This is a genomic window from Shinella sp. AETb1-6, assembly GCF_009826875.1.
GTDB classification, from domain to species: domain Bacteria; phylum Pseudomonadota; class Alphaproteobacteria; order Rhizobiales; family Rhizobiaceae; genus Shinella; species Shinella sumterensis.
In genome coordinates this window covers 1-17845 of the sequence record NZ_WUMM01000016.1, presented here as the reverse complement: position 1 = coordinate 17845, position 17845 = coordinate 1, and the positions used below count along the sequence as shown (strand labels likewise).

18 protein-coding genes and 1 pseudogene are annotated in these 17845 nt (G+C 61.4%); 12 read left to right on the top strand and 7 right to left on the bottom strand.

Features of this window, described 5'->3' with window-relative positions:
* Positions 1-48 precede the first annotated feature (48 nt).
* From cysE to GR158_RS21720, 5 genes are all read right to left on the bottom strand, one after another.
* Positions 49-897, bottom strand: a complete 849-nt coding sequence (gene cysE / locus GR158_RS21740; RefSeq protein ID WP_160872562.1) for a serine O-acetyltransferase — start codon at positions 895-897, stop codon at positions 49-51.
* Between the two features lie 91 nt (positions 898-988).
* A complete protein-coding gene (locus GR158_RS21735; protein ID WP_160872561.1) occupies positions 989-1732 on the bottom strand; it encodes an ABC transporter ATP-binding protein in 744 nt (247 codons plus the stop codon).
* A complete protein-coding gene (locus tag GR158_RS21730) occupies positions 1729-2568 on the bottom strand; it encodes an ABC transporter permease subunit (RefSeq protein ID WP_160872560.1) in 840 nt (279 codons plus the stop codon). Before GR158_RS21730 ends, GR158_RS21735 begins: the two co-directional genes overlap by 4 nt.
* Entirely contained in the window at positions 2568-3521 is a 954-nt protein-coding gene (locus GR158_RS21725) for a sulfonate ABC transporter substrate-binding protein (RefSeq protein WP_160872559.1), read from the bottom strand. Before GR158_RS21725 ends, GR158_RS21730 begins: the two co-directional genes overlap by 1 nt.
* 81 nt (positions 3522-3602) lie before the next feature.
* The gene (locus tag GR158_RS21720; RefSeq protein ID WP_160872558.1) at positions 3603-3860 is read right to left on the bottom strand and encodes a hypothetical protein; all 258 of its coding nucleotides are present in this window, start codon (positions 3858-3860) and stop codon (positions 3603-3605) included.
* 147 nt (positions 3861-4007) lie between these two features.
* Here GR158_RS21720 and GR158_RS21715 point away from each other — a divergent pair, with 147 nt between their 5' ends.
* Positions 4008-4445 carry a DUF1810 domain-containing protein gene (locus GR158_RS21715; RefSeq protein WP_202402392.1) on the top strand — a complete coding sequence of 146 codons (438 nt, stop codon included), beginning with the start codon at positions 4008-4010 and terminating at the stop codon, positions 4443-4445.
* 18 nt (positions 4446-4463) lie between these two features.
* Positions 4464-5246, top strand: a complete 783-nt coding sequence (xth, locus tag GR158_RS21710; protein ID WP_160872557.1) for an exodeoxyribonuclease III — start codon at positions 4464-4466, stop codon at positions 5244-5246.
* A gap of 12 nt (positions 5247-5258) precedes the next feature.
* On the opposite strand, the gene GR158_RS21705 is transcribed toward xth, so the two are convergent.
* A complete protein-coding gene (locus GR158_RS21705; RefSeq protein ID WP_246665746.1) occupies positions 5259-7061 on the bottom strand; it encodes a PAS domain-containing sensor histidine kinase in 1803 nt (600 codons plus the stop codon).
* 335 nt (positions 7062-7396) lie between these two features.
* Here GR158_RS21705 and GR158_RS25450 point away from each other — a divergent pair, with 335 nt between their 5' ends.
* Together GR158_RS25450 and istB are read left to right on the top strand one after the other, a co-directional pair.
* A complete protein-coding gene (locus GR158_RS25450; protein WP_246665745.1) occupies positions 7397-7609 on the top strand; it encodes a PAS domain-containing protein in 213 nt (70 codons plus the stop codon).
* Between the two features lie 66 nt (positions 7610-7675).
* The gene (gene istB, locus GR158_RS21700) at positions 7676-8359 is read left to right on the top strand and encodes an IS21-like element helper ATPase IstB (RefSeq protein ID WP_246665744.1); all 684 of its coding nucleotides are present in this window, start codon (positions 7676-7678) and stop codon (positions 8357-8359) included.
* 373 nt (positions 8360-8732) lie between these two features.
* Here istB and GR158_RS21695 read toward each other — a convergent pair whose 3' ends face one another.
* Positions 8733-9755: a LacI family DNA-binding transcriptional regulator gene (locus GR158_RS21695; RefSeq protein ID WP_134653041.1), complete on the bottom strand. Its 1023-nt coding sequence runs from the start codon at positions 9753-9755 to the stop codon at positions 8733-8735.
* A 261-nt stretch (positions 9756-10016) separates the two neighbouring features.
* Here GR158_RS21695 and GR158_RS21690 point away from each other — a divergent pair, with 261 nt between their 5' ends.
* The 8 genes and pseudogenes from GR158_RS21690 to GR158_RS21655 all read left to right on the top strand — a co-directional run.
* The gene (locus GR158_RS21690; protein ID WP_160872555.1) at positions 10017-11351 is read left to right on the top strand and encodes an ABC transporter substrate-binding protein; all 1335 of its coding nucleotides are present in this window, start codon (positions 10017-10019) and stop codon (positions 11349-11351) included.
* Positions 11352-11455: 104 nt separating this feature from the next.
* Entirely contained in the window at positions 11456-12403 is a 948-nt protein-coding gene (locus tag GR158_RS21685) for a carbohydrate ABC transporter permease (RefSeq protein ID WP_160872554.1), read from the top strand.
* Complete coding sequence (locus GR158_RS21680) at positions 12400-13341, top strand: carbohydrate ABC transporter permease (protein ID WP_134653047.1); 942 nt, start codon at positions 12400-12402, stop codon at positions 13339-13341. Before GR158_RS21685 ends, GR158_RS21680 begins: the two co-directional genes overlap by 4 nt.
* Positions 13338-13526: a hypothetical protein gene (locus GR158_RS21675; protein WP_134653049.1), complete on the top strand. Its 189-nt coding sequence runs from the start codon at positions 13338-13340 to the stop codon at positions 13524-13526. The genes GR158_RS21680 and GR158_RS21675 overlap by 4 nt, the downstream gene beginning before the upstream one ends.
* Positions 13527-13529: 3 nt before the next feature.
* Positions 13530-14627 (top strand): ABC transporter ATP-binding protein, encoded by a 1098-nt coding sequence (locus tag GR158_RS21670; RefSeq protein ID WP_160872553.1) that lies wholly within the window; start codon positions 13530-13532, stop codon positions 14625-14627.
* A complete protein-coding gene (locus GR158_RS21665; protein WP_134653053.1) occupies positions 14620-15615 on the top strand; it encodes an ABC transporter ATP-binding protein in 996 nt (331 codons plus the stop codon). Before GR158_RS21670 ends, GR158_RS21665 begins: the two co-directional genes overlap by 8 nt.
* Before the next feature lie 11 nt (positions 15616-15626).
* Positions 15627-17306: a dihydroxyacetone kinase subunit DhaK gene (locus tag GR158_RS21660; RefSeq protein WP_160872552.1), complete on the top strand. Its 1680-nt coding sequence runs from the start codon at positions 15627-15629 to the stop codon at positions 17304-17306.
* A 10-nt stretch (positions 17307-17316) separates the two neighbouring features.
* A pseudogene (locus tag GR158_RS21655) lies at positions 17317-17845 on the top strand (DNA/RNA helicase domain-containing protein); the annotation flags it as partial.

Sequence of the window (17845 nt, the reverse complement as noted above, 5' to 3'; positions counted from 1 at the left end):
TTGACAACTCCGGCCCGGCCTAACGGCGCACCGCACTCGCCATCGCGTTCAGATGATGTATTCCGGCTCGCTCAGGCTCTGGTCCATGGTCACGCCCGGCAGAGCCGTGTGAGGTTTTCCCACCGGTCGCGCCGGAACGCCGACGACGGAGGTGTACGGCGCGACCGGAGCGAGGACGACGCTGCCGGCGCCGATCTTCGCGCCGACACCCACCTCGATATTGCCGAGAATCTTGGCGCCCGCCCCGATCAGCGCGCCGCGGCGAACCTTCGGATGACGGTCGCCGGTCTGCTTTCCGGTTCCGCCGAGCGTGACGTTCTGGAGAATGGAGACATCATCCTCGACGACCGCCGTCTCGCCGATGACAAGACCGCTGCCGTGATCCAGCATGATGCCGCGGCCCATGACGGCCGCGGGATGAATATCGATCGCGAAGGCTTCCGAAATCCGGCTCTGGATGTGGCGCGCAAGGTGCCGGCGACCCATCGTCCAGAGCCAATGTCCGACGCGATAGGCCTGCAATGCGGAAAAGCCCTTGAAATAAAGAAATGGCGTCAGAACCTCGCCGTTGCTGGGATCACGATCCTTGACCGCCTGGAGATCGGCCGCCGCCGCACCGAGCAGCCCCGGCTTGTCGGAATAGGCGCCGTAGATCAGGGCCAGCAACTCGTCGCGGTCGACATCGTGGTCGGCGAGCTTGATCGCGAGCCTATGGGAGAGCGCATGGCCGAAACTGGCATGCATCAGCACGGCCGAGTTCATGGCGCGCGCCAGCGCCGGATCGCGTTGCACGGCCGCGGCCGCCTCCTCCCGCAGCGTCTGCCACAGCACGGCGACCACGCCGCGGGCAGCATCCTCGACGGGGAAGAAAACGACATTGCTTTCGGTTCCGGTCATGGCGCAGCCTCCTTGGCGCGAGCAGGCCTCTCAAGAGAACGATGGCGGATGCCGGCACACGGCAGTCCCGGCATGCCGTGCAACCCGCCGCCTAAACCGCCTCCAGGATCTGTCGCTGGAGATCGACGGCACGCGGATCCGCAAGTTCCCGCCGGGGCCGGTCGAGATCGACAGCAATATCGAGCGAGATGGCGCCGCCGCTGAGCACGACGACCCGGTCAGCCAAAGCAACGGCCTCTGCCACGTCGTGGGTGATCAGGACCGTCGTGAAGCCGCGGTCCGTCCATATCCGCTCCAACAGGCGATGCATCTCGATGCGCGTCAACGCATCCAGCGCGCCGAAGGGTTCGTCCAGCAGCAGGATTTGCGGCTCGCTGACAAGGGCGCGGGCCAGCGCCACGCGCTGCCGCTGGCCGCCGGAAAGGACGCTCGGCCAGTCGTTCTCGCGGTCGTCGAGCCCGACATCGGCCAGCGTCCGCCGCGCTTTTTCCTGCCAGTCCGGGCCGCGGGCAATGCCGACATTTTCCCCGACACGCTGCCAGGGCACCAGGCGGGCCTCCTGGAACAGCAAGCGCACAGAGGGATGGAGCCGTTCGACCGTGCGCCCGCCGATGGCGACGCGGCCGCTGCTCGCCGTGTCGAGCCCGGCGATCAGGCGCATCAGCGTCGATTTCCCGCCGCCCGACCGGCCGACGACGGCAAGGAACTGGCCGGCCGGAACGTCGAGATTGAAATTTCCCAGCACGCTCAGCTTGCCGAAGGTTTTCCCGACGCGCGACAACGAGATCGGAAGACCCGCCTCGCTCTCCGGCACGTAGAAGTCGGCGGCGCTCATCGTCCGCCCTCCTGCCCGCCCTGGTAGGCGGGGTGCCAGACAAGCACGCGCTTTTCGATCGCGCGGGTCGCGACATCGGCAAGCTTGCCGAGGAGGGCATAGACGATGATGCCGAGCAGGACGACATCGGTCTGCAGGAACTCGCGCGCGTTCATCGTCATGTAGCCGATGCCGCTGGTGGCGGAGATCGTCTCGGCAACGATGAGCGTCAGCCACATGAAGCCCAGCGCATAGCGCAGGCCGACGAGAATAGAGGGCAGTGCGCCCGGCAGGATGATCCTCGTGATCAGCGCCTTGCGGTCGAGCCCGTAGACCGAGGCCATCTCGACGAGTTGCGGATCGATGGTGCGCACGCCGTAGAATGTGTTGATATAGATCGGGAAGAAGACGCCGATCGAAACGAGGAAGATCTTCGCCGTCTCATCGATGCCGAACCAGAGGATGACGAGCGGGATGAGCGCGAGATGCGGGATGTTGCGCACCATCTGCAGCGTGCTGTCGAGCAGCGTCTCGGCCGGTTTCCAGAGCCCGTTGACGACGCCCGCGATGAAACCGAGCCCGCCGCCGATGGCAAGGCCGATCAGCGCGCGCTGCGTGGAGGCGAGCGTGTGGACGATGAGCGAGCCGTTCAGCAACGACTTCCAGAAGGCAGCGGCAACGGTCGTCGGCGCCGGCATGAGACGCGCCGTCACGAGGCCGGTCCGCGCAGCGATCTCCCACACGACCAGAAGCACGATAGGAAGGGCCCAGGGTAACAGGGCGCTTCCCAGACGTTTGAAATTGGGCTTACTGCGGGTATCGCCGGCAGCATAACCGGCCACCGACGTGTCCGCCATCAGGCACCACCCTTGCGCACGACATCCGCAATCGAGATCTTCTCGGGGATCAGGCCAAGTTCGAAGAACGTGTCGGCGATCGCCTGCTGCTGCTTGACGACGCTCTCGTCGATCGCCTTGACGCCATAGGACTGGCGCTCCAGCGCGACGGCAAGCACATCCTCGGGAATGCCCACGGACGGCGCCAGTTCAGCGGCGGCCGCAGCGGTATTGGCCTTGGCCCATTCATCGATCTCGCCGACAGCCTCGATCACCACGTCGACCGCTTCGGGATTGTTGTCCACGAAGCTCTTCGCACCGAGATAGAACTGATGGTTCGGCACGATGCCTTCCCCATTGCGCAGCTCACGCGCCTCGATCGCCACTTCCGCGGCCGCCTGGAACGGGTCCCAGATGACCCAGGCATCGACCGCGCCCTGTTCGAAGGCGGCACGGGCATCGGCCGGCGGCAGGAAGGAAGTCTTGATGTCGGTATACTTGAGGCCCGCCTCTTCCAGAGCCTTGACGAGCAGGTAGTGCACGTTCGAGCCCTTGTTGAGCGTCACCGTCTTGCCCTTGAGATCAGCCACGGTCTTGATGGGGCTGTCCTTGGGCACAAGGATCGCTTCGCCGCGCGCTGCCGGCGGCTCATGCGCGATGTAGACCAGCGGCGCGCCGGCGGCCTGTGCAAAGATCGGCGGCGTTTCGCCGGTTGTGCCGAAATCAACGGCGCCGACATTGAGCGCTTCCAGGAGCTGCGGACCGGCAGGGAACTCCGTCCAGGTCACGGTATAGCCGATCTTCTCCAGCTTCTTCTCGAGAAGGCCCTTGCCCTTGAGCAGGACGAGTGTGCCGTACTTCTGGTAGCCGATGCGGACCGTCTTGTCGGCGGCCTGCACCAGCCCTCCGCTCAACAGCGGCAAGGCGAGCACGGCGGCAAGGGCCGTCGAGAAAAGGCGGCGTGAAATCGTCATGGCGTTCCCCTGTACCGAAATCTTTGGACTATATATATAATCTATAGATTTCTAGCTATTTCGAGGACGCCCATTCCAAAGCTATCCGGATCTTGTAGTTTTTTCTCCTAGCGACAGATCGGAACGCGTGATGTCGGCGGTCGTTAACGGGCTCTCGCCCGGCCCTGCCGGCGCACCGATGCAGGCATCACAGATGCCACAACCATCATCGTCAATCGCTTGATCGGCCCGCCCGCAACAGATACAGGCCGCGGCCTTTGGAACAGCTTTGCCGCACCGGTGCGGCGGCAGGATTTCGACCGAGCCGTCGAAGAGATTTTCGGTCTGATTATGTGCCATCGCGGGTATCTCCAACGAGAGTGCTGAAGAGATAGGAACAGCCCAACGCTTTGCAATGGCCGGTCAACTTCTCGGACGTCACCATCTTGCTGCAGGTGACGGGAGCGCTATCTGCCCAACAATCCTCAGGTGGAGCTGTCGATTTTCATGGATGATCCTTTCCAGCTCAAGCGGTTCGTCGACGCTCAGGAGCTTGTCTTTAACACCGCTCTTGCGGAGCTGCGTGCCGGCCGCAAACAGACGCATTGGATCTGGTTCATCTTTCCGCAGCTGCGCGCCCTTGGCCGCTCGGCAACCGCGGAATTCTACGGCATAACCTCTCTGGACGAAGCACGAGCCTATCTCCAGCATCCTCTTCTGGCAGACCGGCTGACCCGCGCCACCGATGCGGTTCTCGTTCACCGCGACCGAACGGCCCATGACATCTTCGGCTCGCCCGACGACCTCAAGTTCCGATCGTCGATGACGCTGTTCGACGTGGCCTCGAACCACGAAAACGCGCGGTTTCCGATTGCCCTGGAACGCTATTACGACGGGAGACCGGACGAGCGCACGCTTGAGCTACTTGCGCGCCAGAACGATTGAAACGCCGGAGGCCGCCGCGTGAAGCTCGCCACCTATAATGTCAACGGTATCAACGGCCGACTTCCCGTCCTGTTGCGGTGGCTGGAAGAGGATGCGCCCGACGTCGTCTGCCTGCAGGAGCTCAAGTCGCCGAACGAGCGGTTTCCGCAGCGCGAGCTTCAGCGCATGGGATACGAGGCCGTCTGGCACGGGCAGAAGAGCTGGAACGGCGTCGCGATCCTGGCCAGGGGCACGCCGCCAATCTTGACGCGACGTGGACTGCCCGGCGATCCGGACGATACCCATAGCCGCTATATCGAGGCCGCCGTCGATGGCCTGCTGGTCGGCTGCCTCTACCTTCCGAACGGGAACCCCGCGCCCAGCGCGAAATTCAGCTACAAACTGCGTTGGTTCGAGCGGCTCCAGTCCTATGCGGTCGAACTGCTGTCGCTCGACGTTCCGGTCGCGCTCGTCGGGGATTTCAACGTGATGCCCACGGATCTCGACGTCTATGCGCCACAACGCTGGCGCGATGACGCGTTATTCCGACCCGAGGTCCGGGATGCCTATGCCGATCTCCTCGCCCAGGGTTGGACCGACGCCGTCCGCCATCTCCATCCGGACGAACGCATCTACACGTTCTGGAAATACTGGCGCAACGCGTTCGAACGCGATGCAGGCCTGCGCATCGACCACCTCCTCCTGAGCCCGACGCTGGCGCCCTGGCTGAGAACGGCGAGCGTGCGCCGCAGCCCACGCGGCTGGGATCATACCAGCGACCATGCGCCTGTCATGATCGAGATCGAGCCACCGTCGCGCTGAGCCGGAGAGCCGCTAACGATCCGCTCCAGCTTCATCGGCTATCCGGGAGATATCGGCTTCGAGCACAAACGTGACACCGTCCGGGTCGTAAGCCAGGCGGGCCTCCCCTTTCAGCTCGGCCGCCAGAAGACGCTCGATCAGCGTGGTCCCAAAACCCTTGCGGGTGGGCGGAACGACCTCGGGCCCGCCCGATTCTTTCCATGTCATGCGCAGGAACGGGTCGGTCAGCGGGTCGCATTGCCAGGTGATGGACACGCGTCCATCCGGGGTCGACAGCGCGCCGTACTTTGCGGCATTCGTTGCCAGTTCGTGAAGCGCGAGCGCAAGGGAAATCACGACTTTCGGCGGGAGCGAGACCGTCGGCCCGTTGATACGGAACGCATCTGCCGGATACGGCGATGTCGCCTGTTCCACGATCGCCCTGAGGTCCGCTTTCTGCCAGTCCCTGTGGACCAGAAGGTCCTGCGCCCGGCTGAGCGAGGCAATTCGGCTCGTGAAGGCCTCGATATCGTCGTTGTTGGCCTTGTCCTTGCCAATCGTCTGCCTCGCGATCGCAATGACCGTCGCGAGGATGTTTTTGACACGATGGTGCATCTCGTTGACGAGCACGGACTGAAGGCGATCGGCTTCTTTCTTGACTGTGATGTCATGCGCCGTTTTCGAGGCGCCCACGACACGGCCGCTGGCATCGTGGATGGGCGATACACTCAGCAGAACCTCCACAGCCCGGCCATCCTTGCGCAGGCGCACCGTCTCGTAGGGCTCGACAATACGGCCCGCGCTGATCTTGGAGAGAATCCTCGGCTCTTCGTCCTTGCGGTCCTCGGGAACCAGCATCAGCACCGACCTGCCGATGACCTCGTCTGCGCGATAGCCGTAGAGTTTTTCGGCCGCCGCGTTCCAGCTGTTTATCCGCATGTCGAGGTCGATGCCGAGGATCGCATCGTTCGACGAGGCGATCATCGATGCCAGGTGCTTCTCGACATTTTGCGTGCGCCGGCGCTCCCCGATGTCGATGGCGATGGCGACCGCCTGCACGATCTTGCCTTTCTCATCGCGGATTGCCGACACGGAGTCTGAAACCCAGACAAGGCTGCCATCACCGCGAATGTATCGCTTCTCGATCTCGAAACTTTCGCCGGTTTCAACGAGCCGTTTGAAGAGACGCTCGTTCTCCTCGAGGTCCTCCGCGAACGTCATGTCCTGCATCCGCGTGCCGATCACCTCTTCCCTGGTGCGGCCCACGATTTCGCAGTAACGGTCGTTTACATTGATCAGCGTGCCGGAAAGCTCGCCCAGGGCGATACCTGCCGCAGACTGCGAAAAGATAGCCCGCAGGCGCTCCTCGCTCTCTCGCACGACCGCATCGGCCTTAACGCGGTCGGTGGTCTCGTTCACGATGCAAAACACACCGCAGATCTTCCGCGCTTCATCCCGAACGGGAGAATAGGAGATATCGAAGTACACCGTTTCCGGATAGCCGAACCGCTCGATGTAGAACGGCCGATCCTTCGCCGCCACGGTCTCGCCGTCCTCGAAAACACGTTTTAACAGCGGTTCGAGATCGTCCCACAGTTCCGCCCAGTATTCTCGGCCGGGTCGTCCGAAGGCGTGCGGATGCTTGTCGCCGATCGTGGGCGCGTAAACGTCATTGTAGAGTGCCACGAATTGAGGGCCCCAGAACATGACGATCTGAGCCTGCGACGGCACCATGATGTCGATTGCGGCGTGCAGACAGGCGGGCCATTCCGTCTTCGGACCAAGCGGCCCCGACGCCCAATCCACGGTATCGAGAAGCTCGGTTACCGAGGTCATTGGTGACAGCTGCGCTTCGCGATCCACCCCTGTCATCCCTTGTTCGATATTCGATATACGCCAAGACGCTCATTTTAAACGGAAACAAACATTATAGCACTTCCCGGCGACGGCAAGGGAGCACACCAGGGTTCGTGTAGTTTCACAAAATATCGTTTCGATGGCGCCTTCGGTCTTTCGAAATAGAACCGGAACGCTAATTCAACCATTGGACACATGTCATCTTCTGGAACGATCAAACATGAGCAGTCGGCGATGCACGCGATGCTGGCGACAGGCTGATCGCGACGCAGCTGTCGGAAAATCCCTTTTCGGCGGCGTTCAAGGCGACGCGTATGCCGATGTTGATTACCGATCCGCACCACGACGACAACCCCATCATCTTCTCGAACAAGGCTTTCTCCGAATTGACCGGCTACGCGCCGGACGAGCTTGTGGGGCGAAATTGTCGCCTGCTGCAAGGCCCCGAAACGAGCGGTGAGAGCGTGGCGAAGCTCAGGGACGCGGTCCAGGGCGAATATGACGTCTCGGTCGACATCCTCAATTAAAGGAAAGACGGCAGCGCCTTCTGAAACGCGCTCTTCGTGAGCCCGGTGCGAAGCGCCGGCGAGGTGATGTACTTTTTCGCCTCGCAACTCGACTTCACCGACATCAAACGGCAGCACGAGCCACCGCACATTGTCGGCGACCTCCTGCAGTCGGAGATCGCCGAGAAGCAGGCACGCTCAATCCGCTACCAGCTCAGCATCACCAAATTGCCGTTGGCAAAAGACATCGACGACTTCGACTTCGCCGACACGCCTGTCAATGAATCCCCGGTGCGGGAACTGGCCACCGGCACCTTCGTCGCCGACCAGCGCAACGTCGTCCTCGTCGGCGGCACGGGAACCGGCAAGAGCCATCTGGCTATCGCGATTGCCCGTGTGCTCATCCGCAACGGCACGCGTGGACGCTTCTTCAATGTCGTCGATCTGGTCAATCGCCTGGAAACGGAAACGCGCAACGGCAAGCAAGGTCGGGTGGCCGACTACCTCACACCCCTCAACTTCATCATCCTCGGCGAACTCGGCTATCTGCCGTTCGCGCAGGCCGGAGGTCAGCTCCTCTTCCACCTTATCAGCAGGCTCTACGAGCGCACCTCCGTCATCGTCACGACGAACCTTGCCTTCGGCGAATGGCCGTTGGTGTTTGGTGATGCCAAGATGACGACGGCTCTCCTCGACCGCCTGACCCATCACTGCGAGATCGTGGAAACAGGGAACGAGTCCTGGCGCTTCAAGAACCGTTCTCAAAGCTAAAGCCGAAGATACCCATCACCCCCACCTGGCCTACCCTCTGCAACCCCGGCCAGCGCCGGGCAGGCCAAGCGCTGAGCGCCTACAGGGGGGGGGGGGTGAATATTGGACGCCGATAAGGGGTCAACATTCCGCGCCGATTGACAATGAAGACTGGCAAAGCGCGCAATGCCGATTGAGGCAACCGATATGAGCACCGCTGCCAAGGCAAGTTTCTTTGAAAGAAACATCTCTCATCCCCCATGAGACCGGTTCAACACCCATGCTCGCCGGAGCGTCCTCCCTCCCGACGATTGGGTCGAATCGGCGATGCCTCTAGCTGCAAATGAGGTGCGCACCTCAAATCAAGAAGCTCCGACAGAGAATAGTCCTCGCTTTAAAGATTTTCCTTGAGAAGGACCTCGATCCTAATCCGCTCCTGAGCGGCGAGCGGCTCACGCGCGTCGGAGCGCGCCCTCATGATTCGGATTGCGCTTCGAACTGCATGTCCCGGATCCTGCGCGATAACAGCGTCGATCCGATTGTCGCATAGCGCCGCTTGAGTGAAGGGAGTCCGCTCGTGTGCCACCACGACGAGATTGACAAGATCCACTTTGGCCGCCGCCGCAACCAACGGAACGCGCGCTTCCGAACTCAAGACATAAATAGCGACAATATCCCTGTTGTTATCGAGCACGCGGGGAATAATCTGCCCTGCGCGCGCCTCATCCGCATGCGTTTCGATCGACGGGAGGCACTGAAGATACGGAAATTGCTCGTTTATTTTAGTGTCGAAACCGTGCCTGCGCTGGATGCTGTCCATTGACTGCATCGTCTCGGCAACGACCATCACCTTTCCGGGCTTGCCGCAGGTGAAGCGACCGATCAGCTTTCCAGCGGTCGCGCCCGCGGCAAAGTTATCAACCCCCACGAAGTCCGCTTCCGGGAGTTTCTCTTGGCCGGACAAAAACTGGACAACCTTTATGTTTCGCTCCAGGAGCCGCGCGACCGCATCGCGGACCTGTGGCGACTCCGGCGCCATGAGCGCGACGCCATCAATCTCCTCCTCATCGATCCCCTGGAGATACTTGGCGACACCATGGGCGTCATCGACGGAGATCTGAACGTAGTCCACCTCGGTCAAGTCGGCCTTGAGGACCGCCTTCAGCTCCTTCACGCGCTGGGACAGCTCGCGAAGATAGAGATCCCCCGACCTGGGCAACACAAACCGGAAGCGATAGCTTTTGTTTCGCGCCAGACTGACGGCTGCCGGATTCCGAATAAATCCAATTCGTTCAATGGCTTCGTTGACGCTTCGAACTGCCTTTTTGCTGACATTCGGTCGGTCGTTCAAGACGCGGTCGACGGTCGCAAGGCTGACGCCGGCGGCTTCTGCAAGGTCTTTCGCTGTCGGCCGCATAGGGGCTCCTAACTCGATTTGGGCGGCCTACGTTTCCCGCAAAAACGCAAAAAACGCAAGAATTGATGTGCGGACCTCAAAAATCGCTTGCCCTGAGGTGCGTACCTCAGTTATGCATATATTGTGACGACCCAACGGCAAGGCCGGAAAGGATAGTCGGGAGCCAGGCGCCGCGCGCTGTTTCACCACACGCCACCGCCAAATACTTGCACTTACCCCTCTCGATGGAGGTCGAGAGGTTCAACGGGAGGAACCCTAGTTATGAAGTCTCTTTTGACGAGCTCGGCACTCGCTGCCGGGATGTATGTCGCTGTGTCCGCGACGACGGTTTCCAGCGCCGAAGCTGCCGATCTTACCCTTTGCTGGGCCGCATGGGATCCCGCCAACGCCCTCGTCGAGCTCAGCAAGGATTTCGAGGCGAAGAGCGGCAACACGATGCGCTTCGAGTTCGTGCCGTGGCCGAATTTCGCCGACCGCATGCTCAATGAACTGAACTCCGGCGGCAAGCTATGCGATCTGTTGATAGGCGACAGCCAGTGGATCGGCGGCGCGGCGGAGAACGGTCAGTACGTCAAGCTCAATGATTTCTTCGACAAGGAAGGGATCAAGATGGACGACTTCATTCCGGCAACCGTCGTCGGTTATGCCGAATGGCCGAAGAACACGCCGAACTACTGGGCGATGCCGGCCTTCGGCGACGTCGTCGGCTGGACCTATCGCAAAGACTGGTTCGCACGCCCCGAACTTCAGGCGGAGTTCAAGCAGAAATACGGCCGTGACCTCGCCGTGCCGAAGAACTGGGCCGAACTGACCGATATCGCAGAGTTCTTCCAGGGCCGCGAGATCGACGGCAAGAAGGTCTATGGCGCGGCCATTTATACCGAGCGCGGCTCGGAAGGCATCACAATGGGCGCCACCAACGCGCTCTACAGTTATGGCTTCAAGTATGACAACCCGGAAAAGCCTTACGAACTCGAAGGCTTCGTGAACTCGCCTGGCGCGGTCGCCGGTCTCGAGGCCTACAAGAAACTCTACGATTGCTGCACGCCGCCGGGCCATTCGGACGCCTACATGACCGAGGACGTGGATGCCTACAAGTCCGGTCAGGTCGCCTTGCAGATGAACTTCACCTTCACCTGGCCGGGCATCAACGCCGACGCCAATGTCGGTGGCGACAAGTCGGGCTATTTCCCGAACCCGGCCGGCCCCGATGGCGTGCAGTTCGCGCAGCTCGGCGGCCAGGGTATCTCGGTGGTGGCGGCCTCCGAGAAGCAGGCCGAGGCGCTTGCTTACATAAAGTGGTTCTCGCAGCCCGAGATCCAGCAGAAATGGTGGAAGTTCGGCGGCTACTCGGCCCTTCGCGCCGTCGTGGAAGACCCGAGCTTTGCTTCCAGCCAGCCCTACGCGAAGCCGTTCCTCGACTCGATGGCGATCGTGAAGGACTTCTGGGCGGAACCGTCTTACGCCTCGCTCCTGCAGGCCTCGCAGAAGCGGTTCCACGACTATGTCGTCGCGAACCAGGGCACCGCGAAGGACGCGCTGGATGGTCTCGTGAAGGACTGGACCGCGGTCTTCGAGGACGAAGGCAAATACTGACGCTTACGCCCGCTTCCTCCTAGCAGTGAGCGTCATGCAGGGCCGACCCCTAGCGGACCGAGCCGGCCCTGCAATTCTTCATTTTTATGCCCAAGGAGACGGACATGCTCCAATCCCAGATCGATCGGATCGCCAGCGCGACCCCGCCTGCTATCGCCGCGCGCGTCAAAGGCCTATCCGATCGTGCCATAGCCTGGCTCTTCGTCGCGCCGTCGATCGTGTTGCTGCTTGCCATCAACATCTTCCCTCTGATCTGGACGATAAGGCTTAGTTTTACGAATTTCCGCGTGAACCGGCCCAATGCTCAAGTCGAGTTCGTCGGCCTCAGGAACTACATCAACATTCTGACGGATAGCGATATCTGGCTCAGCATGCAGGCGACCGCTCACTTCCTGATCTGGACCATCGTCCTGCAGGTGCTGATCGGTTTCTCGCTGGCCTATCTGATCAACAAGAAATTCCGCGGCAACGATCTGTGGACTACGATCATCGTGTTGCCGATGATGCTGAGCCCGGCCGTCGTCGGCAATTTCTGGACCTTCCTGTACCAGCCGCAGATCGGCCTGTTCAATTATGTCGTCGGCTTTCTGACCGGAAGCGACCCCTCCAGTTTCTCGATGATAGCGAATACGTCGCTCGCGCCCTGGGCCATCATCATCGTCGATACCTGGATGTGGACGCCCTTCGTCATGTTGATCTGCCTTGCGGGCCTTCGCTCCATTCCGCCGAGCATCTACGAGGCCGCCGAATGCGACCGCGCCAGCAAATGGCGCCAGTTCTGGACGATCACCATTCCGATGGTGTTGCCATTCCTGATGCTCGCCGTGCTCTTCCGCGGCATCGAGAACTTCAAGATGTTCGACCTCGTCGTGCAATTGACGGGCGGTGGACCGGGCTCGATCACCGAACTGACGTCGATCAATCTCAAGCGCGCGGCATTCGAGCAGTGGCGCACCGGCTATGCGTCCGCCTATGCCGTCATCCTTTTCGTCACCGTTTTCGGCCTCGCGTCGATCTACGTGAAAGCCCTGAACAAGGTCAAACAACGATGAGCACCTATTCCGTTACCGAGCCGTCGGGACGTCAGAAGTGGTTCGCCGGTATTCTGGTCGTTCTCTACGCCGTCATCACCCTTCTTCCCTTGTTGTGGATCATCGGAACCGGCTTCAAATCTCCCGCGGACGCCATCGCCTATCCGCCGAAGATGATCTTCGAGCCAACCGTGGAGGGCTACGTCAATCTCTTCACGACCCGGACCCGCGTGCCTGAGGAGCAGCTGAAAGAACTGGGCGAGCCGACCACCTGGTATGACAAGCTGGTCCGCAAGGACGGCGTCATCATCACCGGCGCATCACGCTTTGCCGAACGGTTTACTAATTCCGTCATCATCGGCTTCGGTTCAACGGTCCTTTGCATCGTGCTCGGTACGGCGGCTGCCTATGCCTTCTCCCGCTTCAAGGTGCCGTTGAAGGACGATCTCCTGTTCTTCATCCTCTCCACGCGCATGATGCCGCCGATCGCCGTCGCCATCCCGATCTTCCTGATGTTCCGCTCGCTCGGGCTCAGCGACACCCATGCCGGCATGATCCTGCTCTATACGGCGGTGAATCTCTCGCTATCCGTCTGGCTGCTCAAGGGCTTCATCGATGAGATCCCGGTCGAATACGAAGAGGCGGCCCTGATCGACGGCTACACGCGCTTCCAGGCCTTCTACAAGGTCGTGCTGCCGCAGGCCGTCACCGGCATTGCCTCCACCGCGATCTTCTGCCTGATCTTCGCCTGGAACGAATATGCCTTCGCCGTGCTCCTGACCTCCGGCAATGCCCAGACGGCGCCGCCGTTCATTCCGACGATCATCGGCGTCAGCGGCCAGGACTGGCCTGCGGTCGCCGCCGGCGCCACCATCTTCCTCGTCCCGGTCATGGTCTTCACCATCCTGCTTCGCAAGCATCTCCTGCGCGGCATCACCTTCGGAGCGGTTCGCAAATGACGACGTTTCTCAATCGCCTCCTTCGCCTGCGCCGCGACGCATGGGAGATGGTCGCCTCGGTCCTGATCGCGCTCGGCGTCGTCATGCTGATGCAGCCCCTGTCGCTGACGCTCTTCTCGTTTTCCTTTCTCGTGACGCTGGTGGGAACGGTCATGTTCATCATCGTCAGCCATTTCCCGGAGTGAACCATGGCACAGATCAGAATTGAGAATCTGCGCAAGGATTTCGGGGCCTTCAACGCCGTGAAGTCGTCCAGTTTCACGGTCGAAAACGGCGAGTTCTTCATGCTGCTCGGCCCGTCCGGCTGCGGCAAGACCACGACCCTCAGGATGATGGCCGGGCTTGAACTTCCTACCAGCGGTGAAATCTACATCGGCGGCGAGGAAGTCGGGATGAAGAGGGCAAGCGAGCGCGACATCGCCTTCGTTTTCCAGATGTTCGCCCTCTACCCGCATATGAACGTGCGCAAGAACATATCCTATCCGCTCGTCAGCCAGGGCCTGAACAAGGCGGAAGTCGCCTCGCGCGTTGCCGAGGTCGCAAAGATCCTGAGGATCGAGAACATCCTCGATAAGCCCGTCGGCGGGCTTTCGGGCGGCGACCGACAGCGCGTGGCGCTCGGCCGCGCCATCGTGCGCAAGCCGAAGGCCTTCTTCATGGACGAGCCGCTAGGCGCACTCGATGCTGAGTTCCGCGAGCACATGGCGGAAGAGTTGCGGGCGCTGCACGATCGCATGGGTGCCACCACCGTCTATGTGACCCACGACCAGCTCGAAGCCATGCAGATGGGCGACAAGATCGTGGTGATGAACCATGGGGTCGTCGAACAATTCGGCAAGCCGCAGCAGATCTACGACTGGCCGGCGACGAAGTTCGTCGCGAAGTTCATCGGCTCGCCGCCGATGAACTTCCTGGAGTTTGACGGCGCAATCGATATCGGCGGTGATGAGGTCAACCTCTCCGGTACATCGGTAAAAGTACCGGTGTCTCGTGACAAGCGACTCGGCAAGCTGGCGCTCGGCGTGCGGCCGGAACATGTCCGGTTCAGGGACGGCGCGGCACTCGCCGGGCGGGTGATTGCCGTCGAGTATCTGGGCACGACACAGATCGTGACATTGGAAACGCCGCACGGAGACATCAAGGCACGCACACCTTCGAACCAGGCTGCACGCGTCGATGAGCTGATCGGCCTGGAGTTCGACGCCAGAACGCTGACGGTTTTCGATTCAATCTCCGGAAAAGCTCTTGTTTCCGAGGCCAACGAGGGAGTGCTGCGCCGTGGCTGAGGTCATCCTGCAAAACATCACGAAGTCGTTTTCGGGAAACCGTGCCCTCGACGACGTCTCCATGATCGTACCGGACGGTTCGTTCGTCGTGCTTCTCGGGCCGACGGGCGCCGGCAAGACGACGACGCTGCGCATGGTTTCAGGTCTCGATACACCCGACAGCGGTGATGTCATCATCGGCGGGCAATCGATGCGTGGCCTGACGCCGGCGCAGCGCAACGTCGCGATGGTGTTCCAGCAATATTCGCTCTATCCGCATCTGTCGGTGCGGCAGAACCTCGAATTTCCACTGAAGTCGCCGCTTCTGAAGACACCTCAGCGGGTGATTGACGAAAAGGTGAACGCGGTCGCGGAAACCCTGCAGATTTCCCACAAGCTCGACAACAAAGCGACGGCTCTTTCGGGCGGAGAAATGCAGCGCGTGTCGATCGGGCGGGCGCTGGTGCGTAATCCGCAAATCTATCTGATGGATGAGCCTCTCAGTTCGCTCGATGCGAAGCTTCGCTCCGACCTGCGCATCGAACTGAAGAACATCCAGGCCAAGTCAGGCGCGACGCTGCTCTATGTCACGCACGACCAGATCGAGGCCATGACGATGGCGACCCATGTCGGCGTTCTCCATGAGGGCAGACTTGTCCAGTTCGGTTCACCCCGCGAAATCTATGAGGAGCCGATCAGCATCTACGCGGCCACCCGGCTCGGACAGCCACGCATCAACGTGCTTCCCGCGGAACTCTTCCCCGGCGCGCCGGCGAAGGCGAAGTCGATCGGCCTGCGCCCGGAACACATCTATCAGGGCGAAGGACAGAACGCGACGGTCATGCGTGTCGAACACCTAGGCGACCAGACGCGTCTGCATCTCTCGTTCAAGATGCACAATCTCATCACTGTCACCGACGCCCATACCGAGCTCAAGGGCGGCGAAACCGTAAAAATCCAGCCGAGCAGGCCGCTCTACTTCGACGCCGCCGGCATGCGTTTAGTTTAAGGGAGGCGAGAATGTCGCAGTTTCTCAACAGCAAGGAAAATGCAGTCACCGAAGCGATCGACGGTGTGCTGGTCGCCTCCGGCGGCGCGCTGAGCCGGCTTGACGGCTACCCGCATATCCGCGTCGTCGTGCGGTCGGATTGGGACAGGAGCAAGGTCGCTATCGTCTCGGGCGGTGGATCGGGACATGAGCCTGCGCATGCAGGTTTTGTCGGCAAGGGCATGCTGACGACCGCCGTGTGTGGCGATGTGTTCGCCTCGCCCAGCGTGGACGCCATCCTCGCCGGCATCCTGGCTGTCACCGGCCCGGCCGGCTGCCTGCTCATCGTGAAGAACTACACCGGCGACCGGCTGAACTTCGGCCTTGCGGCAGAGCGTGCCCGTGCCTACGGGCTGAATGTCAGCATGGTCATCGTCGATGACGACATCGCCCTACCTGATCTGCCGCAGGCACGCGGTGTGGCCGGCACGCTGTTCGTGCACAAGATCGCGGGCGCTCTGGCCGAACGTGGCGCGGATCTGGAGACCGTCACCAAGGCGGCCCGCCGAGTCATCGAGAATACGAGCTCGATCGGCATGTCGCTGGATACCTGCACCGTGCCGGGCTCTCCCAAGGAGAACCGGATTCCGGAGGGTCATGCCGAACTCGGCCTCGGCATTCACGGCGAAGCCGGCGTCGAGCAGGTCGAATATACCGGGGCAAAGGGTGCGGTCGCCGCTATGGTCTCGCGTCTTGCGGCCTCGATGGACGACCAACCTCACGTCGTGCTCGTGAACAATCTTGGTGGGACGTCCGTGCTGGAAATGTCGGTCGTCGTGCATGAACTGGTCAACTCGGCCATCGGGAGCAGGATCTCGCATATCGTCGGCCCGGCGCCGATGATGACCTCGCTCGACATGCAGGGTTTTTCGATCTCGGTCTTCCCGGCCAACAAGGCGGAGCTGGAGTTGCTTTCCACCCCGGTGGTAATGCCTGCCTGGCCGGGCATGACGGCCATCGTCCCCGCGACCGTCATATCGCTACCGGATGGCCTGACGCCGATCGCACCTTTACCCTCCAGGCATGAACCCACGCGTCAGTTTCTCACGGATTGCTGCACCCTTCTTATCGGCGCCGAGAAGGATCTGAACGCTCTCGATGCGAAATCCGGCGACGGCGATACCGGCTCGACGCTGGCGGGGGCTGCACGTGCGCTCATCGAGGCTCTTGATCGGCTCCCTCTTTCCGACCACACGCAATTGTTCCGCGCAATGGGGCAGGAGCTCAGCCAGACGATGGGCGGTTCGTCCGGCGTGCTGCTGGCGATCTTCTTCGCAGCGGCCGGTGATGGTGCGTCCAGCGGCCTGACCATCCGGGAAGCTCTGAAGGCAGGCCTTTCCCGTATGCAGGAGATCGGCGGCGCGCGCCTTGGTGATCGCACTATGGTCGACGCACTCGCGCCGGCACTGGACGCCCTTGACCAAGGGTTTATCCCCGCCGCCGACGCGGCCCGCGCGGGTGCGAACCTGACCGCAACGCTTTTGCACGCCAAAGCGGGACGGGCAGCCTACATCAACGCAAAACAGCTCGATGGCCATATCGATCCGGGCGCCGAGGCTGTGGCGCGGTTGTTTGAGTATCTCGCCGCTCGGGCCGATGCTGCCAGTCCGCAGGCGGACGGGCAATCGGCTGGCGCGCGCATAACGGGCTGATTTATCTACAATGGCAACTGAACGCGACATCAGCCTGAACGATTATCTTCGTGCCAGGAAGATTGACCCCGCGCTTGCGTCCCTGGTTGAACACATCGCCAAGTCCGCAATTGTCATGGCTGACCACCTCAAGGCCGCGGCATTCCACGATCAGATTGGAAACGCCGGCACGAGGAACGTGCAGGATGAAGAGCAGAAGCTTCTCGACGTCCTGGCTGACAGAGTGTTTCGGGAAACATGTGCCGAAGCGGCTTCGCTTGCGGCATATGTCTCCGAAGAGGTCGATGATGTCGCGTGGCTGAAGGCACCGTTGGCGGGGGATCTCATCCTGTATGTCGATCCCCTGATCTACCTGTCTAATGAGCAGATACGAGCGTCGCGCCGCCTCGCGGCCAATCCGCGGACGGTCGTGCGTGGAGCGGCCGGTACGGGCAAGTCGGTTATCGCGCTGGAACGAGCGCGCCAGCTCGCCGCTAATGGCAAGCGCGTATTAATGCTCTGCTTCAATCAGCTATTGGCCGCCCATGTGCGAAAGGGGT